General features: G+C 72.4%; 21 protein-coding genes and 1 riboswitch. Of the genes, 9 read left to right on the top strand and 12 right to left on the bottom strand.

Going from position 1 to position 21,388, the window contains the following annotated elements; genetic code table 11:
- Positions 1 to 2: 2 nt before the first annotated feature.
- Positions 3 to 842, top strand: coding sequence for an endo alpha-1,4 polygalactosaminidase (locus ACIBZJ_RS33720; protein ID WP_395936933.1), 840 nt, complete (start codon positions 3 to 5; stop codon positions 840 to 842).
- On the opposite strand, the gene ACIBZJ_RS33715 is transcribed toward ACIBZJ_RS33720, so the two are convergent.
- Positions 817 to 1,704, bottom strand: a complete 888-nt coding sequence (locus ACIBZJ_RS33715) for an SDR family oxidoreductase (RefSeq protein ID WP_395936931.1) — start codon at positions 1,702 to 1,704, stop codon at positions 817 to 819. The genes ACIBZJ_RS33720 and ACIBZJ_RS33715 overlap by 26 nt on opposite strands.
- Before the next feature lie 79 nt (positions 1,705 to 1,783).
- Between ACIBZJ_RS33715 and ACIBZJ_RS33710 the strand changes: the two genes are divergently transcribed.
- Positions 1,784 to 2,350, top strand: coding sequence for a TetR/AcrR family transcriptional regulator (locus ACIBZJ_RS33710; RefSeq protein WP_395936929.1), 567 nt, complete (start codon positions 1,784 to 1,786; stop codon positions 2,348 to 2,350).
- 60 nt (positions 2,351 to 2,410) lie between these two features.
- On the top strand, positions 2,411 to 2,737 hold the full coding sequence (locus ACIBZJ_RS33705) for a hypothetical protein (protein WP_395936927.1): 327 nt from the start codon (positions 2,411 to 2,413) through the stop codon (positions 2,735 to 2,737).
- Here the strand turns inward: ACIBZJ_RS33705 and mtnB are convergent.
- The 6 genes from mtnB to cobN form a co-directional block, all read right to left on the bottom strand.
- Positions 2,734 to 3,369 carry a methylthioribulose 1-phosphate dehydratase gene (gene mtnB, locus ACIBZJ_RS33700; protein WP_395936925.1) on the bottom strand — a complete coding sequence of 212 codons (636 nt, stop codon included), beginning with the start codon at positions 3,367 to 3,369 and terminating at the stop codon, positions 2,734 to 2,736. The genes ACIBZJ_RS33705 and mtnB overlap by 4 nt on opposite strands.
- Positions 3,366 to 4,178 carry an acireductone synthase gene (gene mtnC, locus ACIBZJ_RS33695; protein WP_395936923.1) on the bottom strand — a complete coding sequence of 271 codons (813 nt, stop codon included), beginning with the start codon at positions 4,176 to 4,178 and terminating at the stop codon, positions 3,366 to 3,368. Before mtnC ends, mtnB begins: the two co-directional genes overlap by 4 nt.
- The gene (locus ACIBZJ_RS33690) at positions 4,175 to 5,215 is read right to left on the bottom strand and encodes a methylthioribose-1-phosphate isomerase (protein WP_395936921.1); all 1,041 of its coding nucleotides are present in this window, start codon (positions 5,213 to 5,215) and stop codon (positions 4,175 to 4,177) included. The genes mtnC and ACIBZJ_RS33690 overlap by 4 nt, the downstream gene beginning before the upstream one ends.
- On the bottom strand, positions 5,212 to 6,393 hold the full coding sequence (gene mtnK / locus ACIBZJ_RS33685) for an S-methyl-5-thioribose kinase (RefSeq protein ID WP_395936919.1): 1,182 nt from the start codon (positions 6,391 to 6,393) through the stop codon (positions 5,212 to 5,214). The genes ACIBZJ_RS33690 and mtnK overlap by 4 nt, the downstream gene beginning before the upstream one ends.
- A 70-nt stretch (positions 6,394 to 6,463) precedes the next feature.
- Positions 6,464 to 6,850 (bottom strand): hypothetical protein, encoded by a 387-nt coding sequence (locus ACIBZJ_RS33680; RefSeq protein WP_395936917.1) that lies wholly within the window; start codon positions 6,848 to 6,850, stop codon positions 6,464 to 6,466.
- 44 nt (positions 6,851 to 6,894) lie between these two features.
- Entirely contained in the window at positions 6,895 to 10,569 is a 3,675-nt protein-coding gene (cobN, locus tag ACIBZJ_RS33675) for a cobaltochelatase subunit CobN (RefSeq protein WP_395936915.1), read from the bottom strand.
- A 76-nt stretch (positions 10,570 to 10,645) separates the two neighbouring features.
- Positions 10,646 to 10,770: riboswitch (cobalamin riboswitch) on the bottom strand.
- Positions 10,771 to 10,858: 88 nt separating this feature from the next.
- On the opposite strand from cobN, the gene ACIBZJ_RS33670 reads away from it, so the two are divergent.
- Genes ACIBZJ_RS33670 through ACIBZJ_RS33660 form a run of 3 tightly spaced genes read left to right on the top strand, consistent with a single transcriptional unit; the run spans position 10,859 to position 14,250 of the window.
- On the top strand, positions 10,859 to 12,130 hold the full coding sequence (locus ACIBZJ_RS33670) for a precorrin-3B synthase (protein WP_395936913.1): 1,272 nt from the start codon (positions 10,859 to 10,861) through the stop codon (positions 12,128 to 12,130).
- Positions 12,131 to 12,760: a precorrin-8X methylmutase gene (locus ACIBZJ_RS33665; RefSeq protein WP_395936911.1), complete on the top strand. Its 630-nt coding sequence runs from the start codon at positions 12,131 to 12,133 to the stop codon at positions 12,758 to 12,760.
- Positions 12,760 to 14,250 carry a precorrin-2 C(20)-methyltransferase gene (locus ACIBZJ_RS33660; protein WP_395936909.1) on the top strand — a complete coding sequence of 497 codons (1,491 nt, stop codon included), beginning with the start codon at positions 12,760 to 12,762 and terminating at the stop codon, positions 14,248 to 14,250. Before ACIBZJ_RS33665 ends, ACIBZJ_RS33660 begins: the two co-directional genes overlap by 1 nt.
- Here ACIBZJ_RS33660 and ACIBZJ_RS33655 read toward each other — a convergent pair.
- Genes ACIBZJ_RS33655 through cbiE form a run of 3 tightly spaced genes read right to left on the bottom strand, consistent with a single transcriptional unit; the run spans position 14,231 to position 16,931 of the window.
- The gene (locus tag ACIBZJ_RS33655; RefSeq protein ID WP_395936907.1) at positions 14,231 to 14,977 is read right to left on the bottom strand and encodes a cobalt-precorrin-6A reductase; all 747 of its coding nucleotides are present in this window, start codon (positions 14,975 to 14,977) and stop codon (positions 14,231 to 14,233) included. The two genes, ACIBZJ_RS33660 and ACIBZJ_RS33655, sit on opposite strands and share 20 nt — an antisense overlap.
- A complete protein-coding gene (cobM, locus tag ACIBZJ_RS33650; RefSeq protein ID WP_395936989.1) occupies positions 14,962 to 15,708 on the bottom strand; it encodes a precorrin-4 C(11)-methyltransferase in 747 nt (248 codons plus the stop codon). The genes ACIBZJ_RS33655 and cobM overlap by 16 nt, the downstream gene beginning before the upstream one ends.
- Positions 15,705 to 16,931, bottom strand: a complete 1,227-nt coding sequence (gene cbiE / locus ACIBZJ_RS33645; protein ID WP_395936905.1) for a precorrin-6y C5,15-methyltransferase (decarboxylating) subunit CbiE — start codon at positions 16,929 to 16,931, stop codon at positions 15,705 to 15,707. Before cbiE ends, cobM begins: the two co-directional genes overlap by 4 nt.
- Before the next feature lie 144 nt (positions 16,932 to 17,075).
- Here cbiE and ACIBZJ_RS33640 point away from each other — a divergent pair, with 144 nt between their 5' ends.
- From ACIBZJ_RS33640 to ACIBZJ_RS33630, 3 genes are all read left to right on the top strand, one after another.
- Positions 17,076 to 19,457, top strand: coding sequence for a Dyp-type peroxidase (locus ACIBZJ_RS33640; protein WP_395936903.1), 2,382 nt, complete (start codon positions 17,076 to 17,078; stop codon positions 19,455 to 19,457).
- Positions 19,454 to 19,873 (top strand): cupredoxin domain-containing protein, encoded by a 420-nt coding sequence (locus ACIBZJ_RS33635; RefSeq protein WP_395936901.1) that lies wholly within the window; start codon positions 19,454 to 19,456, stop codon positions 19,871 to 19,873. Before ACIBZJ_RS33640 ends, ACIBZJ_RS33635 begins: the two co-directional genes overlap by 4 nt.
- Before the next feature lie 77 nt (positions 19,874 to 19,950).
- On the top strand, positions 19,951 to 20,304 hold the full coding sequence (locus tag ACIBZJ_RS33630) for a hypothetical protein (protein ID WP_395936899.1): 354 nt from the start codon (positions 19,951 to 19,953) through the stop codon (positions 20,302 to 20,304).
- On the opposite strand, the gene ACIBZJ_RS33625 is transcribed toward ACIBZJ_RS33630, so the two are convergent.
- Complete coding sequence (locus ACIBZJ_RS33625; RefSeq protein WP_395936897.1) at positions 20,301 to 20,621, bottom strand: hypothetical protein; 321 nt, start codon at positions 20,619 to 20,621, stop codon at positions 20,301 to 20,303. The genes ACIBZJ_RS33630 and ACIBZJ_RS33625 overlap by 4 nt on opposite strands.
- Before the next feature lies 1 nt (position 20,622).
- On the bottom strand, positions 20,623 to 21,363 hold the full coding sequence (locus tag ACIBZJ_RS33620) for a YcnI family protein (RefSeq protein WP_395936895.1): 741 nt from the start codon (positions 21,361 to 21,363) through the stop codon (positions 20,623 to 20,625).
- Between the last annotated feature and the right edge of the window lie 25 nt (positions 21,364 to 21,388).

The following is a 21,388-nucleotide window of genomic DNA, read 5'->3' as shown; positions in this document are numbered from 1 at the left end:
CGGTGCTGCTCGCGGTCGTCGTCTGCGTGCTGGTCGCGGCGGGGGCGATCGTCCGGTGGCAGTGGCCCGACGCCCAGGCGCCGGACACCCGCGCGCCGGGGGTCTCGGACGGGGACGGGACGCCGAAGGCGGGCGCCGCGTTCTGGACCCCCGGGCCGGGCACCACCTGGCAGTGGCAGCTGTCGGGAACCGTGGACCAGTCGGTCGACGTGCAGGTCTACGACATCGACGGATTCACGAACAACGCCGGTGTCGTCGCGTCCCTGCACGCCGCGGGCCGGAAAGTGATCTGTTACCTGAACGCGGGCGCGGCCGAGGACTTCCGGTCGGACTACCGGAAGTTCCCGGCCGCGGTGGTCGGCAAGGGCCTCGACGGCTGGCCCGGTGAGCGCTGGCTCGACATCCGCCGCTGGGACGTGCTGCAGCCGATCATGGCGGCCCGGTTCGACGTCTGCCGCTCCAAAGGGTTCGACGCCGTCGAGCCGGACAACGTCGACGGGTTCGCGAACGACAGCGGTTTCCCGCTGACGGCCGCGGACCAGCTGCGTTACAACCGGCGGATCGCCGCCCTGGCGCACTCGTACGGGCTCTCGGTCGGGCTCAAGAACGACCTGGAGCAGGTAACCGACCTGGTGAACGACTTCCAGTTCGCGGTGAACGAGGAGTGCGCGGCCTACGGCGAGTGCGACGAACTGACCCCGTTCACCGACGCGGGCAAGGCCGTCTTCCACGTCGAGTACTCCGACGAGCCCTGCCGGAAGAAGATTCCTCCCGGCTTCAGTTCGCTGCGCAAGAACCTCGAGCTCGACGCATTCGTCAAGACGTGTACGCCCCGGCGTTGAGGTCCTCCAGCAGCGTGGCGTGCGTCGGCTCCCAGCCGAGCCGCTCGCGGGTGAGCGTGTTCGACGCGGGCATGTCACCGCTGTAGACCATGCCGATGAAGCCGAGGCGGGTCTGGGCCTCCTCGGCGGTGATCGACTCGGTCGGCAGGCCCAACCGGCGGCCGATCGCCTCGGCGATCTCCCGGGTGGGAATGCCTTCCTCGGCGATCGCGTGGACGACACTGCCGGGCGCCGACTTCTCCAGCGCCAACGCGACCGCCTTGGCTGCGTCGTCGCGGTGCACCGCCGGCCAGCGGTTGGAGCCGTCGCCGACGTACCCCGCGGCGCCCTGCTGCCGGGCCGCCTGGACGAGGTACGCGATGAAGCCGTGGTCGCCGACACCGTGCACGGTGGGCGCGAACCGCAGGGACACCGAGCGGATGCCCCGGTCGGCGTAGCTCAGCGCGAGCTGCTCGCCACCTCCGCGCGGGGCCTGAGGGCCGGAGAACGGGGTCGCGTCCTCCTCGGTGAGCAGCTGGCCGGGCTTCAACAGCGCCACCCCGGACGCGAACAGGAACGGCTTGTCGGTGCCCGCGAGGACATCGCCGAACATTTCGACCGCGGCCCGCTCGGTCGATCCCGCGGCCACGAAGTCGTCGTGGTTGAAGGCGAGGTGAACGACGCCGTCGGCCTCCTCGGCGCCCTTGCGGAGGCTGTCGAGGTCGTCGAGGTTGCCCATCCGGACCTCGGCCCCGTAGGCCTTGACCTTCGCCGCTCCCTCTTCCGACCGGGCCATACCGACGACCTGGTGGCCGGCCTCGATCAGCTCGGGGACGACGCCGGAGGCGATCCAGCCGGAGGCACCGGTGACAAAAACGCGCATGACTCTCTCCTAGCGATGTCAGTGGCTGACATCGAAGCTACACCGTGATGTCAGGGACTGCCATCACTACACTGGGAACGTGGCGCGATGGGAACCCGGAGTTCGGGAACGGCTGTTGATGGCGGCACTCGACGCCTTCACCGAGGAAGGCTTCGAGCAGGCGACAGTGGCGGGGCTCTCCGAACGAGCCGGCGTCACCGAGCGGACGTTCTTCCGGCACTTCGCCGATAAGCGCGAGGTGCTGTTCCAGGGGTCGGAGGAGCTGCAGAAGATCGTGATCGGTGCGATCGCGGCGGTACCGGACGGGCTCGACCCGATCGAGGTCATCACCCGAGCGTTCGAGTCGGTGGCCCCGTTCTTCGCCGAGCGGCACGAGTTCGCCCGGCGCCGCGCGGCCGCGATCGCGTCGAATACCAGTCTGCTGGAGCGCGAGCTACTCAAGCTGTCCACGCTCAAGGCGGCCACCGCAGACGCCCTCCGCGCCCGGGACGTGCCGGATCCCGACGCGATCCTGACCGCGGAGTTCGGGGCGACGATTTTCCATGTCGGCTTTCAGCGCTGGATCGACGGTTCGACCGGCGTCGGCCTCGACCGCCACGTCCGGCAGGCGTCCGACGGCCTCAAGGCCCTGATCACCACGGAATGACGCCGGCGCGTTCCTCCCCCGGGAAGGCGCCCGCCGGGCTCTCTCGCGCCTTGGCGCCCGTTGGCCCGGCGCCAGTTCCTGCAGAACCTGCTCGACTTCGTCGACGAGCTCGCGGTCACCGTCGTGCTCTCCTCGCACCTGCTCACGTCCGGGCGGAAAGTCTTAGCCGCTGACGTCCAGGACTGCCTGAAGCTGGCCGGGCAGGGCCAGGCGAAGCCCGGCGAGCCCGACGGGTTCGAGGCGTGCCTGATCCGGCGCGACCTGCACCTCGCGGCCACGTACCAGCCCGCCGACCGGTACTGGCCGTTCCAGTGGATCGAACTGACCGGAGCCCTGGTTCTCTCCGCCTTGCTCTCCGGCCTGGCCTTCTGGCGCCTCCGCCGCTAGCGCGTCTCGACCGTGAACTGCAGCAGGAACTCGACGATCTCGGTGTGGTGGCGGGCCTGCATCAGATCCCGCCCCCACGCGTACATGCCGTGCCTCGCGACGACGACCGCGGGAACGCCCGGGTCGAAGACCGTGGCGACGTCGTCGCCGAGCACTTTCATGTCCTGGGAGTTCGGCACGACCGGGATCGTGACGGTCTCGTCGTGCGCGCGCCGCCCGATGCCCTTGAGCATCTCCAGGTCGCGCAGGTCGATGCCGTCCGGCCACCAGTGACCGGCGAGGACGGCCTGCAGCGCGTGGACGTGCACGACCGCACCGGCACCGGAGAGCGACGCCACCCGCGCGTGCAGCTCCGCCTCGGCCGACGGGATCAGGCCGGGGCGGGGCTGCTCGGGCACGGCCCGGCCGAACTCGTCCACGACGACGACGTCGCTGCTGGTCAGCTCGCCCTTGTCGAGGCCGCTGACCGTCACCGCGAGCCGCAGCGGGTCGCGGTTGAGCACGATCGACAGGTTCCCCGACGTGCCCCGCATCCACCCGATGCCGGCGAACCGGGCCGACTCGGCCGCCAGTGCTCGCCCGGCGCCTTCCAGCGCCCCGCGGAAGTCGGTACGGAAGTCCGGCGCGCTCACGCCTGCGCCCCAGCGGCCCCGGCCACGCCCGCCGCGCCACCGCCCGCCGCGAACCCACCCGCCCCGAACCCACCTGCCGCGATACCGCCGGCGGCGGCCTCCGGCGCGACCACGTGGACCTCGTCGAAACTCGCCACCACCTCGTGCGAGCCGAAGTCCGCGCCGAAGTTCGGCTCGCCCTCCCGGCGGACGCCGGTCACCTGCCAGCCGGCCGCGGCCGCGGCGTCCAGCTCCGCCGGCAGGTCGGTCAGGAACAGGATCTGGGCACCGGTCACCCCCAGCGACGAGGCAATCGTGTCGTACGACGACGCCTCGCGCTTGCTGCCGGCCTTGACCGTGTCGAAGTAGTCCTCGATCAGCGGCGTGAGGTCACCGGCGTCGGCGTGCCGGTACCAGGGCACCTGGCTGGCGATCGAACCCGACGAGAACGACACGAGCCTCAGGCCCGCCTCGTGCCAGGCCCGCAGCCGCGGAACCACGTCGTCGAAGAAGTGCGACCGCAGCTCGCCGGCCGCGAACCCGGCCGCCCAGAGCTGACCCTGGATCGTCTTCAGCGGCGTGGCCTTCACGTCCGCGTCCATCCAGCCGTGCAGCACGCCGACCACGGCCTCCGCATCCGCGTCCGGCCCGAGCCCACCGTCGGTCCGGGTCTGCGCGACGGCGGCCGCGATCGCCGGGTCGTCGGCGTGCTCGGAGATCCACGACAGCAGCCGCGGCCGCGCGTAGTCGTACAGGTCGCCCTGGACGAAGCCGGCTGCGCTGGTGGTGCCCTCGATGTCGAGGACGACCACGCGGGCGGTGTGGGTCATGAGTTCTGCTCCCTGTGCGAACCGAGGTGGTACTCGCCGACCCGGGCCGGCTCGAAAACTCCGCGGTCGGTGACGATCTTGCCGACGAACCGCGGTGGCGTGACGTCGAACGCCGGGTAGTACCCGCGCTCGACCAGCGACGACGCCGTTCGCGAGCCGAGCGTCGAGAGCACCTCGGCGCCGTCGCGCTCCTCGATCACGACGTCGGACGCGGTGGCCGCGGTGCGGTCCGGTGACAGCACCAGCGCGTAGAACGGGACGCCGAACGCCGAGGCCGCGACCGCGTGGCCGAGCGTCCCGACCTTGTTGATCACGTGCCCGTCCATCGTCACCCGGTCGGCGGCGGTGACCAGCGCGTCGATCGGGCCGAGCGTCGACTGCGGCGACATCGCGGCGGCCGCGGTGCCGTCGGTGATGAGCGTCGGGGTGAAACCGAATTCGGCCAGCGTGTGCGCGGTGAGCCGGGCACCCTGCAGGTACGGCCGGGTCTCGGTGACGACCCACTCGTACGTGCGCCCCGCCCGCGAGGCCTCCTGGACCAGCCCGATCAGATAGGCGTCCATCCAGCAGTGGGTCATCACCCGGGCCCCGTCGGGGATGAGCTGGGCAGTCAGCCGTCCCAGCTCGGCGCTGCCACCCCGGTACAGGCTCTCCAGCCGGGCGGTCTCGGCCTCGACGACGTCCGCGAGTTGATCCGCCGACGACACCGCGGTCACGGCCGACAAAACCTCGCGCACCGCGTCCCGGACGTGGTTGTTCGTGGGGCGGGCCGCGGTGAGCAGCTCGCCGTCGTCGGCCAGAGTCTTGAGAGCAGTGTCGACACCGTCACCACGGGAGGCGCGAGCGCTCAGGCGGAGGCCCGCCAGTCCGGCGTAGAACGGGCCGGAGCTCTGCGTGACCATCTCGCGGATCGCGACCGCGACCTCGCCCGCGGTGCGGGCCAGCACCCACTCCTGACGTGCGGGGAAGACGCGACGGTCGAGGATCAGCACGCCTTCGCCGGTCAGGCGGACGCTGTCGTCGAGGACCGGCCTCATCGGTAGTTCTCCCAGGTGACGCTGACCAAGTGGGCCAGGGCCCGCGGGTCGGGGCGACCGCCGTCGCCGCCGCACACGCCGCGGTCGACCAACAGGCGGTGGCCGAGGTCGAGGACGACGGCGGAGGCCGGTCCGGGGTCGGGCAACGTCTCCAGGTCGGACGCGTGCGAGTAGCCGGCCACGCGGCGAACCATCTCGGCCGCGGCGAACCCCAGCGAGTCGTGCCAGACGTTCCGGAGGTGACGCAGTAGCCAGCCGTCGTCGAGGAACGGGTCGGCGCGGTTCGGCCAGCCCTCCCGCCAGGCGGCGCAGAACGCGTCCCACAGGCCCTCGATCGAGGCCAGATGGCCGGTGTCGCGCGACCGCACCGCGGCGATGACCACGTTGGCCAGGTAGAGGCCGAGATCGAGGCCGATCGGGCCGACCATCGCGAACTCGGGGTCGATGACCCGGACGACCGGCTCGCCGTTCCGGACGCCGACCATGACGCTGCCACTGTGCAGGTCGCCGTGGACGAGCGCCTGGGCGTGCTCGTTGAAGGCCGCTCGGAGCGCGGCGAGCTCGGTGCGGACGGCGGGGTCGGTCCGCAGCCTGCGGACGGCGGGGTCCAGCGCCGGATGGTTCGCGTTGTGCTCGGCCTCGACGAACGGGTCACCGAGCAGGTACTGCAGCGTCACCTCGGCGAGCAGCGGGTTCACCGAGCGGGCCAGCAGATCGGCTCGTTCCCGCGGCCCGGTGCCGGCCACGCTGGTCGCGAACGTCACCCGCCCGACCAGCTCGCCGACCTCCGCCGACGTGGTGCCGATCGCGGCGCCCCGGTTCAGCGCGGTGCGCAGCACCGTCAGGTCCGACAGGTCCTCCATCGTGAACGCGAAGCGGTCTTCGTCGACGTCGAGGACTTGCGGGGTCTGCTTGGGCGCGTAGTCGGCGAACGTGCGGAGGGCGCGAGCCTCGATCAGCGCCCGCTCGGGGCTCATCGGGGACGACGGGCCGAGCTTCTGGATCCAGGGCGGCGCCTGCTTGACCGCGAGACTTTTCACGGCAGGATCGTCGGAAATTGCCAGGAAGACCCGATTCATGTTGCCATCGCCGACTTCGCGTACGGCGCCCGTGCCGGACGCGAGGTTGCGCTCGATCAGGTAGCCCCAAACGTCGTCCGGTTCGAGCACTACCGTCATCGAGCTCCTCCGTCGTCGCCGCCTCCCCTTTCAATCTTGACCAGTGACGATTCGTTCCCCGGGAGCGGGGTCAGTCGCCCGGGCATTCGTTGCCACCGCCGCTGTGCTCCTGGCAGTGAGTCGGCCAGGGGTCGGGCTCGGGCGGGTGGTACGTCTTGATCACCGCGAACAGGCCGAGCGCGACCGTCACCGACAGCACCACGGTCATGACGACGATCGACCCGGTCGACCGCAACCACCAGCCGGCCGCGATACCGACCACAGGCGCCACCACCGCGATGATCAGCGCGGCCACCATTAGATGGTCGGAGTGAACCTTGGCCTCGGGCTCCAGCGGCCCGCCGAACGTGATCCGGGTCCAGAAGCTCTGCCAGGCCAGCACGGGCACCGCGAGCAGGGCCAGGAACGCTCCGGCCAGTAAGAACGTGGGCACCCAGCTGGGTTCGTCTCGCCGCATACCGGCACGATATTGGTCGCGCCGGTCTGCGCGACCGAGCTGAACTACTCGTCTTCCAGGTCGCCTTCGGTGGCCAGGTAGAGCTCCTGCAGCGCGTCCAGCGTGGCGGCGTCGGGGTGCTCCCACATGCCCCGGTTCGCGGCCTCGATCAGGCGCTCGGTGATCGCGTGCAGCGCCCACGGGTTCGACTCGGTGAAGAACTTCTGGTTCTCCTCGTCGAGCGCGTAGGTCCGGGCCAGGTTCTCGTACATCCAGTCGGCGACGACGCCCGCGGTGGCGTCGTAGCCGAACAGGTAGTCGACGGTCGCGGCGAGCTCGAACGCGCCCTTGTAGCCGTGCCTGCGCATGGCTTCGATCCAGCGCGGGTTGACGACCCGGGCCCGGAAGACCCGGGCGGTCTCTTCGTGCAGGCTGCGGGTGCGGACGGCGTCCGGGCGGGTGCTGTCGCCGATGTAGGCCTTCGGGGACTCGCCGGTGAGCGCGCGCACGGTCGCGATCATGCCGCCGTGGTACTGGAAGTAGTCGTCGGAGTCGGCGATGTCGTGCTCGGCCGTGTCGACGTTCTTCGCGGCGACGTTGATCCGGCGGTAGGCGTTCTCCATGTCCGGGCGGGCCGGGATGCCGTCGAGGTTCCGGCCGTAGGCGAAGCCACCCCAGACCGCGTAGACCTCGGCCAGATCCTTGTCGTCACGCCAGGTGCGGGAGTCGATCGCCTGCAGGATGCCCGCTCCGTAGGCGCCCGGCTTCGAGCCGAACAGACGCAGGGTGGCCCGGCGCTCGTCGTGGTGGTTCTCCACATCGGCCAGCACGTGGTCGCGGACGTAGTTGTCGGGTTCGTCGAGTTTCGCCACCAGCTGGACGGCGTCGTCGAGCAGGGCCACCACGTGCGGGAACGCGTCCCGGAAGAAGCCGCTGATACGGATCGTGACGTCGATGCGCGGGCGGCCGAGCTCGTCGGCCGCGATGACCTCGAGACCCGAAACCCGGCGGGAGGCTTCGTCCCAGACCGGGCGGACGCCGAGCAGCGCGAGCACCTCGGCGATGTCGTCGCCGGCGGTGCGCATCGCGGACGTGCCCCAGATCGAGAGGCCGACCGAGCGCGGCCAGTCGCCGGTGTCCTCCCGGTACCGGGCCAGCAGCGAGTCGGCCATCGCGGTGCCGGTCTCCCAGGCCAGGCGGCTGGGGACGGCCTTGGGGTCGACCGAGTAGAAGTTCCGCCCGGTCGGCAGCGTGTTGATCAGCCCCCGCAGCGGCGAGCCACTCGGCCCGGCCGGCACGTACCCGCCGTTCAGCGCGTGCAGCACGTGCGTGAGCTCGTCGGTGGTCTTGCTGAGGCGCGGCACGACTTCATCGGCCGCGAAACGGAGAACGCGCGCGACGAGCGCCCGATCGACGCCCGCCGCCGCTGGTGCCCCGGCGGCGGGCGCGGCGGGCGCTGCGGCGGCTGCGGCTGCGGCGTCCAGGACGTGGTCGGTGACCTGGACCGTGACGGCGGGGTTCCAGTCCCGGTCCTCCATCGCGGCGACCAGGTCGTGGGCGAGTGCTTCGACCTCGTCGACGTTCGACCTCGCGGAGTCGCCCTCGACCAGGCCGAGCGCCTCGCGCAGGCCCGGCAGCGCCGAGACCTGGCCGGCCCACATCTGGCGGGCGCGCAACATCGCGAGCACCAGGTTGACCCGGGCCTCACCCTCCGGCGCGAGACCCAGGACGTGCAGGCCGTCCCGGATCTGGACGTCCTTGACCTCGCACAGCCACCCGTCCACGTGCAGGATGAAGTCGTCGAACTCGGCGTCGTGCGGACGGTCGTCCAGCCCCAGGTCGTGGTCGAGCCGGGCGGCCTGGATCAGCGTCCAGATCTGGGCCCGGATCGCCGGGAGCTTCGCCGGGTCGAGCGCGGCGATGTTCGCGTGCTCGTCCAGCAGTTGCTCGAGCCGGGCGATGTCTCCGTACGAGTCGGCGCGGGCCATCGGCGGCACCAGGTGATCCACCAGCGTCGCGTGCGTGCGCCGCTTGGCCTGCGTCCCCTCGCCCGGGTCGTTGACCAGGAACGGGTAGATCAGCGGCAGGTTGCCGAGGGCCGCGTCGGATCCGTCGGCGGCCGACATCCCGACGTTCTTGCCCGGTAGCCACTCCAGGTTGCCGTGTTTGCCCAGGTGGACGACGGCGTCGGCGCCGAAGTCGGCGGCCAGCCAGTGGTAGGCGGCCAGGTAGTGGTGGCTCGGCGGCAGGTCGGGATCGTGGTAGATCGCGACCGGGTTCTCACCGAACCCGCGCGGCGGCTGGATCATCACGACGACGTTCCCGGCACGCAGCGCGGCCAGCACGATGTCGCCGTCGTGGACGTACATCTCACCGGGCGGCGGGCCCCAGTGCCGCAACATCCGTTCGCGCAGCCCGGGATCGAGCGAGTCGAAGTACTCCTGGTAGACCGCGCCCGGGATCCGCACCGGGTTCGCGGCGAGTTGCTCCTCGGTGAGCCAGGCGGTGTCGTGGCCGCCGGCGGCGATCAGCGCGTGGATCAGCGCGTCGCCGTCCTGCGACTCGACGCCCGGGAGGTCTCCCACCCGGTAGCCGTGGTCCCGCAGCGCCCGCAGCAGTTTCACGGCGCTGGCCGGCGTGTCGAGACCGACCGCGTTGCCCACCCGGGCGTGCTTGGTGGGGTACGCGCTGAGCATCAGCGCGATCTTCTTCGCACCGGCCGGGATGTGCCGCAGGACGCCGTGCTTCACCGCGATGCCGGCCACCCGGGCCGCGCGCTCGGGGTCGGCGACGTAGACGGTCAGCCCGTCGTCGTCGATCTCCTTGAACGAGAACGGCACCGTGATGATCCGGCCGTCGAACTCGGGGATCGCGACCTGGGTCGCGTTGTCCAGCGGGGACAGTCCGTCGTCACTGGCGTCCCAGGTCGCCCGGCTGCTGGTGAGGCAGAGGCCCTGCAGGATCGGGACGTCGAGGCCGGCGAGCGCGCCGACGTCCCAGGCGTCGTCGTCGCCACCGGCGCTCGCGGTGGCGGGCTTCGTGCCGCCGGCCGCGAGCACGGTCACGACCAGCGCGTCGGCGGTCTCGAGCGTCGCGATCAGCTCTTCCGGGGCGGTCCGCAGCGAAGCACAGAAGACCGGCAGCGCCCGCCCGCCCGCGTCCTCGATCGCGTCGCACAGCGAGTGCACGAACCCGGTGTTGCCGGCGACGTGGTGGGCCCGGTAGTACAGGACCGCGATGACCGGACGGCGGGTTTCCGGCGCGCGGTCGCTGAGGTTCGGTCCGCTGGCCGGGGTCGAAGCCCCGCCCCTCGGAGCCCGTTCCAGCACGCCCCAGGTCGGGGTGTCGGCCGCGGGCTCGAAGCCGAGGCCGGTGAGCAGGATCGTGTCGCTGAGGAAGTTGTGGAGCTGCTCGAGGTTGGGCGCGCCGCCCTGGGCCAGGTAGGCGTGGGCCTCGGCCGCGACACCGGCCGGCACCGTGGAGAGCTGCATCAGGTCGGCGTCCGGTGCGATCTCCCCGCCCAGCACGACGACCGGCCGCGGTCCGGCCAGCAGCGCGTCCAGGCCCTCTTCCCAGGCCCGGCGTCCGCCGAGGATCCGGACGACGACCAGGTCCACGCCGTCCACCAGCGCGGGCAGATCGTCTACCCCTGTGCGGGCCGGGTTCGCGAGGCGGTAGGGAGCCCCGCTCGCCCGCGCCGAGAGCAGGTCGGTGTCCGACGTCGAGAGCAGCAGAATCACGCGGGGCGTCCTCACTCGGGGTCCGCGCCCCGGGTCGTGGTTCGGCAACGGTGGTCCGTTGCCTCAGCGGTGCCCGGAGTCTCCTGGCTCCCGGATCGATGCTCCCTCGCATGCCTTCCCGCGGTGACGCAGTGGCTTCGAGCGCGAGGTCGCTCCCCGGTGACAGTGGCGGGACCGCGCCGGATTCACACCGGCTTCCTCCGTCCGACACCGCTTCTGGCTTTCTCAACAGTGGTGATCACGGTCGCTTCCGTCAAGTGGCGCCAAGTGGGACACGTAGCATCCGGCTATGCCCACCGCCGCGCCCGCTCCCCGCCGCACGGCGGCCGACAGCTGCCCCGGCGCGCTGCAGGTCCACCCGGCGGCGGACGGCGGTCTGGCCCGGATCCGGGTGCCGGGCGGCGTGGTGAGCCTCACTCAGTGGGACGCGTTGCTTCCGTTCGGGCCGATCGAGTTGACGTCCCGGGCCAATCTGCAGATCCGGGGCGTGTCCGACCCGGCGGCGCTCGCCGAACGGCTGGCCGCGGCCGGGCTGCTCCCGTCCGAGACGCACGAGCGGGTGCGGAACATCGTCGCGTCTCCGCTGGGTGGGGTGCAGGCGGTGGTGTCGGCGCTGGACGCGGCGCTGTGCGGTGCGCCGGAGCTGGCCGAGCTCCCCGGCCGGTTCCTGTTCGCGGTGGACACCGACCGCGACGTGGCCGGGCTGGGTGCGGACGTGACCGTGCTGCTGGGGTCTGACAGGCTGCTGCTGGCCGGGGTCGACAGCGGCCTGCGGGTGGGTCCGGACCAGGCCGTTCCGGTCCTGATCGCCGCCGCGAGGGCCTTCCTCGCCGAGCGCGAGGCACAGGCCTCCGGGGCCTGGCGCCTGTCCGAGCTGGACGACGGCCCCGCCCGCGTCGCCGCGCGGCTCGCACTCGGCGCGCGAATCTCACCCGGCGCACGGTCCTCACCCGGCGCACGGTCCTCACCCGGCGCACGGTCCTCACCCGGCGCACGGTTCTCACCCGGCGCACGGTTCTCACCCGGCGCGTCGGGAACGGCGGCCGACGTCTTACCCGAACCGGTGGTGCCGACGGGACTGATCGGCCTGCTGAGCGGCGGGACGGCGATCGGGTTCGGGGCTCCGCTGGGGCGGTTGAGCGTGGCCCAGATGGGGATCGTGAGGAGCGTGGCCGGGGAGGAGATCATCGTCACTCCCTGGCGAGGGGTGGTGCTCCCCGGGATTCCGGCCGCGGAGGCGCCTGCGATCGTTGCTGCTCTGACCAGCGCCGGGCTGATCACGGATCCGGCGTCACCGTGGGCGACCGCGACCGCCTGCACGGGCCGGCCCGGGTGCGCGAAGTCACGCGCGGACGTTCGCGGCCACGCGTCCACCGCGTTGTCCTCGGCGGTCGACGGCGGGAGGGCCGTGCACTTCGCCGGGTGCGAACGGCGGTGCGGACGCCCGGCGGGCGAGCACGTCGACGTGCTCGCCACCGACGACGGCTACCGGGTCGACGGCGAGGACTCGAGCGTGGAGGAGCTGGCCGCGACCGTCGCGGCCGCCAGGAGGAGCAGCTAAGTGAGCGGGCAGTACATCCGCGACGGTGCGGAGATCTACCGGCAGTCGTTCGCGACGATCCGGGCCGAGGCCGATCTGAGCGGGTTGCCGGACGACGTGGCCCGGGTCGCGGTGCGGATGATCCACTCCTGCGGCATGGTCGACCTGGTCGGCGACCTGGCGTTCTCGCCGGGCGCGGTACCGGCGGCGGTGGCCGCGCTCCGGGCCGGGGCGCCGATCCTCTGCGACGCGCAGATGGTCGCGGCCGGGGTGACGCGGCGGCGGCTGCCGTCGTCGAACGACGTGATCTGCACGCTGTCGGACCCGGGAGTGCCCGCGCTGGCGGCCGCGCTGGGCACGACCCGCAGCGCGGCGGCGGTGGAGCTCTGGCGCGACCGGATGGAGGGCGCGGTCGTCGCGATCGGGAACGCGCCGACGGCGCTGTTCCACCTGCTCGACCTGATCGCCGCGGGTGCGCCCCGGCCGGCCGCGGTGCTCGGTATCCCGGTGGGGTTCATCGGCGCCGCCGAGTCGAAGGACGCGCTGGCCGCGAACGACCTCGGGCTGGAGTACCTGATCGTGCGCGGGCGCCGGGGCGGCAGCGCGATGACGGCCGGCGCGCTCAATGCGCTGGCCAGCGAGGACGAGTAATGAGCGGGCGGTTGTACGGCGTCGGGGTCGGACCGGGCGATCCGGAGCTGGTGACGGTGAAAGCCGCACGGCTGATTTCCGGCGCTCCGGTGATCGCGTACCACTCGGCGCGGCACGGGCGGAGCGTCGCGCGGTCGGTGGCAGAGCCTTACCTCCGTGCCGGCCAGATCGAGGAGCAGCTGGTCTACCCGGTGACGACGGAGTCGACGTCGCACCCGGGCGGGTACCAGGGGGCGCTGGACGAGTTCTACACCTCGGTGGCCGAGCGGCTGGCCGTGCACCTGGACGCCGGGCGGGACGTGGTGGTGCTCGCGGAAGGCGATCCGTTCTTCTACGGGTCCTACATGCACCTGCACAAGCGGCTGGCGCCTCGGTACGAGGCCGTGGTCGTGCCCGGGGTGACCTCGGTGAGCGGGGCGTCGGCGGCGCTGGGGCGACCGCTGGTGGAGCGGGACGAAGTGCTGACGGTCCTGCCGGGCACCCTGCCGACGCCGTCGCTGGCGGACCGGCTGGCCGGTGACGATCCCGCGGTCGTCATGAAGCTGGGGCGCACGTTCGGGTCGGTGCGTTCCGCGCTGGAGACGGCCGGGCGCCTGGACGAGGCCTGGTACGTCGAGCGGGCGACCACCGGCGCGGAGCGGGTGGCTCCGCTCGGAGACGTCGACCCGTCGTCGGTGCCGTACTTCTCGATGGCGATGCTGCCGAGCCGGTTGTCGCCCGGGTTGCCGGCAGCGGCCGTGCCCGCGGCACCCGTGGTTTCGCCGTCCGGTGAGGTCGTGGTCGTGGGGCTCGGGCCGGGCGGGCGCGACCGGCAGACGCCGGAATCGCTGGCCGCGCTGGCGTCCGCCGACGAGCTGGTCGGATACGGCCCCTACCTCGACCGGGTGCCGGCGAATCCGCGGCAGCGGCGGCACGCCTCCGACAACCGGGTCGAGGCCGAACGGGCCGCGTTCGCGCTGGACCTGGCCTTGAAGGGGTCACGGGTGGCGGTCGTGTCGTCCGGCGACCCGGGCGTCTTCGCGATGGCGGCGGCGGTGCTGGAGGTGGCGGAGGATCCGCGCTGGGCCGACGTGCCGGTGCGGGTGGTCCCGGGGCTCACCGCGGCGCAGGCGGTGGCGTCCCGGGTGGGAGCGCCTCTGGGGCACGACTTCTGCGTGATCTCGCTGTCGGACCGGTTGAAGCCGTTCGAGGTGATCACGGCCCGGCTGGACGCGGCCGCGGCCGCGGACTTCGTGATCGCGATCTACAACCCCGCGTCGAAGTCGCGGCGGCACCAGATCGAGGCGGCGAAGGAACTGCTGCTGACCCGGCGGGCGCCGGAGACGCCGGTGGTGATCGGCCGGGACGTGGGCGGCCCGGAGGAGACCGTGCGGGTGGTGACGCTCGGCGAGCTGGACGTGTCCGAGGTGGACATGCGCACGCTGTTGATCGTGGGTTCGTCCCGCACCAGGGCCACCCCGCACGGCGTGTTCACCCCGCGCCGGTACTGAGAACGGACGCCAGCCACTCGGCCGCCTCCGCGGGGGTGGGGGCGGACCGGACCGCAGGCACCGGGGGCCGGGAGATCATCAGCACGGGCAGGTGCAGGGCCCTGGCGGCGGCCAGCTTGGGGTACGTGGCTTCGCCGCCGCTGTCCTTGGTGACCACCACGTCGATCCGGTGCTCCCGCAGCAGCGCGAGCTCCCCGTCGAGCGTGTACGGGCCCCGCGACAGCAGCACCTGGGAGTGCGGCGGCAGCTCCGCCGACGGCGGGTCCACCGAACGCACCAGGAACCACGGCGACACGCACGCCGCGAACGCCGCCAGCTCCTGGCGGCCGATCGTCAACAGCACCCGCGACCCCAGCGAGGGCAGTGCCGCGGCCGCGGCCGTATGGGTCGGGACGCGTACCCACCGGTCGCCGGGCCCCTCCACCCAGCCGGGACGCCGCAGCACCAGCAACGGCACCCGGGCGAGCGCACACGCCTGCACCGCGTGCGACGTCATCCCGGCCGCGAACGGGTGGGTGGCGTCCACGACCGCCGACACCCCGGAGGAGCGCAGGTACGAAACCAGGCCGGGAACGCCCCCGAATCCTCCGATCCGTACCTCGCCCACCGGCAGCAGTGGCGACCGCACCCGTCCGGCCAGCGAACTCACCACGTCGTAGCGGCCCGCCACCAGGGCGGCGAGCACGCGGGCGTCCCCGGTTCCCCCGAGGATCAGGACTCTCGGCACCGGTCCGACGAGTACAGGTGGGAGTCGGAGAACTCGGACGCGGTCAGCACCGCGCCCACGATGATCACCGCCGTGCGCACCACGCCCGCGGCCTCGACCGCCGCGGTGATGTCGCCGAGCGTCCCGCGCAGCACCAGTTCGTCCTCCCGGCTGGCCCTGGCGACCACCGCCACCGGGCAGTCCTCGCCGTAGGACGGGATCAGCTCGGAGACCACCGCGGCGATCCGCTGCACGGCCAGGTGCAGCACGATCGTCGAGCGGCTCGCGCCCAGCGTCGCCAGATCCTCACCCGGCGGCATCGGCGTCGCCCGCGCCGACGTCCGGGTCAAAATCACGGTCTGCCCCACTCCTGGCACCGTCAGCTCGTGCTTCAACGCGGCGGCGGCCGCCGCGAACGCGGGCACTCCCGGCGTCACGTCGTACGGAATCCCCAGCGCGTCCAGCCGGCGCATCTGCTCGGCCATCGCGCTGAACACCGACGGGTCGCCCGAGTGCAGCCGGGCGACGTCGAGGCCGGCGGCATGTGCCTCCGCGAGCAGAGCGACGATCTCGTCGAGGGTCAGCGACGCCGTGTCGGCCAGCCGCGCCCCGGCCGGGCACCACGACAGTAACTCCGGCGGTACCAGCGATCCCGCGTACAGACACACCGGCGACGCTTCGATCAGCGCCCGGCCCCGCAGCGTCATCAGGTCGGCCGCACCGGGCCCGGCCCCGATGAAGTGCACGGTCATCGCCTGGTCACCACCCATTGCGTCACCGGCATCATCGGCTTCCACCCGAGGAACCCGCCGATCGGGGCCGCCCGGCTGATCTCGATGCGGGTCAGGTCACCACCCAGCGACGCCTGCCACCGGGCCAGCACGGCTTCCGACTCGATCGTCACCGCGTTCGCGACCAGCCGGCCGCCGGGCTTCAGCGCCTCCCAGCAGGCCTCGACGACGCCCGGGGTGGTGACCGCCCCGCCGATGAAGATCGCGTCCGGCGGCTCGAGCGCGGCCAGCGCCCCCGGCACCGAGCCGACCTCCACGGTCAGGCCCGGCACCCCGAGCGCGGCCGCGTTGCCCGCCAGCCGGGCGGCCCGGTCCGGGCGGTGCTCGACCGCGACCGCGCGGCAGGAGCGATCGGTGCGCAACCACTCGATCGCGATGCTCCCCGCGCCCGCGCCGACGTCCCACAGCAACTGGCCCGGAATCGGCGTGAGCCGGGCCAGCGTGATCGCCCTGACCTCACGTTTCGTGATCTGGCCGTCGTGATCGAACGCGTCGTCGGGCAGACCGGGCACCAGCGGGAGCAGCTGGGCGTCCGGCGAGGCCACGCACTCGATCGCGATCACGTTCAGTGCCGCGGTGCTCTCGCCGGCCCACTCGGACGCCGTTCCCGTCCGCCGGGTCTCCGCCTCCGAGCCCAGGTGCTCCAGCACCGTGAGGCTGCTGGGGCCGTACCCGCGCCCCACCAGCAGTGCCGCGACCTGCGCGGGCGTCGACCCGTCGGCGCTCAGCGCGAGCACCCGGCGGCCCGGGTGGATCGCCGTGTGCAGCCGCTCGACCGGACGCCCGACCAGGCTGACGATCTCGACCCTCTCCTCCGGCCAGCCCAGCCGGGCACAGGCCAGAGAGATCGACGAGGGGTGCGTGAGCACTCGCACGCGCTCGGCACCGAGCTGGCGCACCAGCGTCGAGCCGACGCCGAAGAACATCGGATCGCCGCTGGCCAGCACCACGATCCGGCGTCCGGCGTGTGCGCCGAGCAGCGACGGGATCGCCGGCAGCATCGGCCGCGGCCAGCCCGCCCGCTCGGCCGGGAGATCCGCCGGGAGCAGGGCGAGCTGCCGCCGGCTGCCGAACACGACGTCGGCCTCACCCAGCGCGGCCCGTGCGGGATCCCCGAGCCCGGTCCAGCCGTCGGCACCGATCCCGACGACCGTAACGACTTCATTGGGAAACACGGAGGTCACGGCAGCAGACGGTAGCTCCTCGCCGGAGCGGTGCCCGCACGGGCCGCCGACCGGAGTGACGACTATCTCCCTGTGCCGGGAACCTCCGGCGACGCCCGAGCGACCAATGCCAGGACGTCCCGACGAGGAAGTGCAGGTTCACGCATGTGGCTCCGCCGGTTCGCGGTGCTCGCCGCCCTGGTGACGGGGATCCTCGCGCTCGGGGCCGGGCCGGCGTCGGCGCACACGGTCGGCGGTGTCGGCGCGACCGACTTCCGCACGACCCTCACGCAGTTCTCCGGCGTGCCGGGCGTCGAGCTGCGGGTGGTGGAGAACGGCAGCAAGCTCGAGGTCCGCGACACCACGGACACCCCGGTCGTCGTCCGGGGCTACCAGGGCGAGCCGTACGCGAAGGTCGGGCCGGACGGCGTCTTCGTCAACGAGAACTCGCCCGCGTACTACCTGAACGCCGACCGGTACGGCGTGACCAGCGTCCCGGCGACCGCGGACCCGAAGAAGGCGCCGTCCTGGCGGAAGATCTCCGGTCAGAACTCGTTTCGCTGGCACGACCACCGGACCCACTGGATGCAGACCACGCTGCCCCCGGTCGTGAGCGCGGCGCCCGACGAGGTGCACACGCTCAGCCGCTGGACGATCACGCTCGACTACGGCGGTAAGGCCCTGATCGGGTCGGGGACGCTCACCTGGGTGCCCGGCCCGGCTCCGTGGGGGTGGTTCGCAGCCGCGCTGGCTCTGCTCGCGGCGCCCGCGCTCTGCGTCGCGATCGGCCGACGCTGGGCGTTCCCGCTGCTCGCCGCCGCGACGCTGCTGGTCGTGCTCGCGGACGCGGCGCACAGCATCGGGGTCGCGCTGCTCGGCGATCGCGGGTTCAGCGCGTTCGTCGTGCCGCTGCTGCCGCAGGCCGCGGTGTGGGCGATCGGCGGGTTCGCGGTGTACCTGCTGGGACGCCGCCGGGACGGGGGGACCTGGGCCGCGGCGATCGTCGGGGTCTGCGTCGCGGTCGCGTCCGGCGTGCCCGACCTGCCGGTCTTCTGGCGCTCCTCGGCCCCGACCGTGCTCCCGCCGGCCGTCGACCGGCTCTCGGTCCTGCTCGGCCTGGGCCTCGGGCTGGGCCTGCTCGGCGCCCTCGCCCTCCAACTACTACTTTCCGGACGCTCAACCGCAGCGGCTTCCCGGCCTGCCGCCGATGCCGATGCCGATGCCGTCGCGGTCGCCGATGCCGTCGCCGAAGAGTCCGAGCCGGAGCCGGAGCCCGGAGAGGACGAAGAACCGGTGCTCACCGGCACCCGTCGGCAGGGCGTCAGCCGGCGGGAGCTGGTGGGCCTGGCCGGGGCGCTCGGGGTCGGCGGCCTCGCCGGGGCGGGCCTGCAACTGGCCGCGGGCAGCGGTCCACCGGCGGCGGCACCGGAACAGACCACGACGGTTCCGCTGGGGTCGGTCGGCAGCAAGGTCGTGCCGTTCCGGGGCGCCCGCCAGGCCGGTATCGCGACACCGGTCCAGCGCCAGTCGCACGCCCGGGTCGCCGCGTTCGACCTGCTCCCCGGCACCGACGCCGGCGCTCTGAAGGCGCTGCTGCAACGCTGGACCACCGCGGCCGAGGCCCTCACCACCGGCAACGCGAAGGACGATCCGACCGCCGACAGCGGTCCGGCGAGCCTCACGATCACTGTCGGCTTCGGGCCGAGCCTGTTCGGCCGGGCGGGTATCCCGGTGACCGCCCGCCCGGCGGCGCTGGCCCCGCTCCCGGCGTTCGCGGGCGAGTCGCTCGACGCGTCCCGCAGCGACGGTGACCTGGGCGTCCTGGTCTCGGCCGACGACGCGGTCGTGGCGTTCTCGGCGCTCCGGACGCTCGAACGGCTCGCCGCCGGCGTCGCGAAACCGCGCTGGCAGTTCGCCGGTTTCACCCGCGGCCGCGGCGTGACGACGAACGAGGGCGCGACCGTCCGCAACCTGATGGGGCAGCTCGACGGCACCCGCAACCCGAAACCCACCGAGGCGACGTTCGCCCGCACCGTGTTCGCCGACGACGGCTGGATGAAGGACGGCTCGTACCTGGTCGTCCGCCGGATCCGGATGCTGCTCGACGACTGGGAGAAACACCCGGTCGCCGACCAGGAGCAGGTGATCGGCCGGAAGAAGCAGAGCGGCGCACCGCTGTCCGGCGGCGTCGAGACGACCCCGGCGAACTTCGGGCGGCGGGGCTCGGACGGCGCGCCGATGATCGCGGAGAACTCGCACATCCGGCTGGCGACGTCGGCGTTCAACCGGGGCGCGGCGCTGCTGCGGCGGGGTTACTCGTTCGCCGACCCGCTGCCCGACGGGAGCGTCGAGGCCGGGCTGATCTTCCTGGCCTGGCAGTCCGATCCCCGGACCGGGTTCATCCCGGTGCAGCAGAACCTCGTCGCGGGGCACGACCGGCTCGGCGCGTTCACCCGGCACGAGACCAGCGCGCTGTTCGCGATGCCCGGCGGCGCCACCGCCGGCCGGTACCTCGGCCAGTCCCTGTTCGAGGAGATCAACCGGTGAAACGAGCGATTCTGGCCCTGGTACTCGTCGTCGCCGGCTGCTCCTGGGGCCCCGAGGGTGGACCCGGCGGCGTCGGGGCGTCGGACGCCCCGGTCACCGCGGCGACCTCCGAGGCACCCGCGGTCGCCGCCACGACCGGCCCGGACGGCGTCCAGCGGATCTCGGTGAGCATGACCGACGACCTGAAATTCGTCCCCGACCACGTGACGGCGAAGCCGGGTGTGATCGAGTTCCGCCTGCAGAACATCGGGGTGACACCGCACGACCTGACGCTCCGGAACCAGACGGCGGGAAACGTCAACGGCGGACAGACGGTCACGTTCCGGGTGACCGTGTCGAAGCCGGGCCGGTATCCGTTCCCGTGCCTGTACCACGCCGAGAGCGGGATGCGCGGGGTACTCGAGGTCTCCCCTTAGGAGTGCCTTCACTTACCGACCGTCGTCGCCTAACCTCGATCAGTGAAGGGCCCACCAGCCAAGCCCGAGGAGGCGCCATGCGTCGACTGCTCGTTGTGCTCGCCGGAGCCTTAACCGTCCTGGCCGTGGCTTCGCCCGCGTCCGCGTTCGCTCACGATCGGGTGGCGAATCCCTACCTGCACTCGCTGTTGGACGTCCTGACGCTCGCCGTCGTGACGGCACCACTGTGGACGGCCTACTTCTGGGGTGGTGCCCGCCGGGGCGCGCTGCTGGCCCTGGTCATCGGCCTCCAACTACCGGTGGCGGTGGTCGCGTTCGTCCCGATCGCGAACCCCGCACTGCACGCGGTCGCGCTCACCAGCGGCCTGGCGCTGACCGTGCTGTCGGTCGCCGTCGTACGCCGGTCGGCCCGGGTCGAGCAGACCGCCTAGCGCAGGAACATCCCGACGACCCGGCCGTCGGCGGCGAGCACGAGCTCGGCGCGCGGACAGCCGGGTCGCGGTGCGTCCCAGCCCCGGCCGGGGAGCCCGACGGCGTGGAACGCGCAGTCCGGCTCGCCGACGTAACCCCAGGCCAGCAACGTGTCCTCGCCGCGGTACGTGTAGTGCCCGACCGACGACACCCGCGCGCCCTCGGAGCGCCGGTAGAAGCGTGCGACGAGGCCGGGTACCGCCCGTCCGTCTCCGCACAGGTCGATGTTCTCGATCGTGCGGTGCGGGCGGTATCCGGCCAGGTCAGGAGCGTACAAGTCAGGAGGCGGTCGAGCGGCGCAGCGCCAGCAGGCCGGCGATCAGGCCGGCCACACCGGCGACCAGCCCGGCGACGCCCAGGCCGATCGCGAGCCCGTTCCCAGACTCGGAGCCGGACGTGCTGGACGCGGACGCGGCCTCGCTGGTGTCGGTCTTCGCGGCGTCGTGGTGGTCACCGTCGCCGCTGCCCTTGGTCAGCGTCAGCGTCGGAGCCGGGTTCTTCGGCTCCTCACTGCCGGTCTGCTCCTCGATCCAGCGGGCGACCTCGCCGTTCGAGTACGTCTGCAGCACCTTGAACACCAGCTTGTCGGTCTCCGGCAGCGGTCCGACGGAGATCGAGAACTCCTGGAACTGGTTCGGCGCGATCGCGTTGGCCGGAGCGGTGGCGGTCCAGGTGATCTTGCTGATGGCCTCGGTCAGCTGACCGTCGTCAGTGGTGATCGGCTTGGGCAGCTTGGACGTCGTGGTCTCGATCTTCCAGCCGGGGACGGGCTTGACCGACACCGAGGCGATCGGGTTGTCAGACGGGAGGACAACCTCGAGTTTTGTCGTCGAGGCGGCCGCCTCCTCGTTGGGCACGCGGAACGTCAACGCGGCGTAGCCGCCCTGCGTCGCCTCGGACGGGTTGACCGTCACGTGCGCGGACGCCGGGCCGGCAAAGCCCAGCACCGCGACGCCGGTGGCGAAGACCACCGCGGCGGCGCGCACCAGGAGCCGTCGGTGGCCCGTCGTTACCGTCATGTCTAGGTCCTTTCACGGGGGTATG

Origin of the sequence: Cryptosporangium sp. NPDC051539 (assembly GCF_044454545.1) — a bacterium.
GTDB lineage: Bacteria > Actinomycetota > Actinomycetes > Mycobacteriales > Cryptosporangiaceae > Cryptosporangium.
The sequence above is the reverse complement of the archived record's forward strand: the minus strand, read 5'-3'. Positions and strand labels throughout refer to the sequence as shown.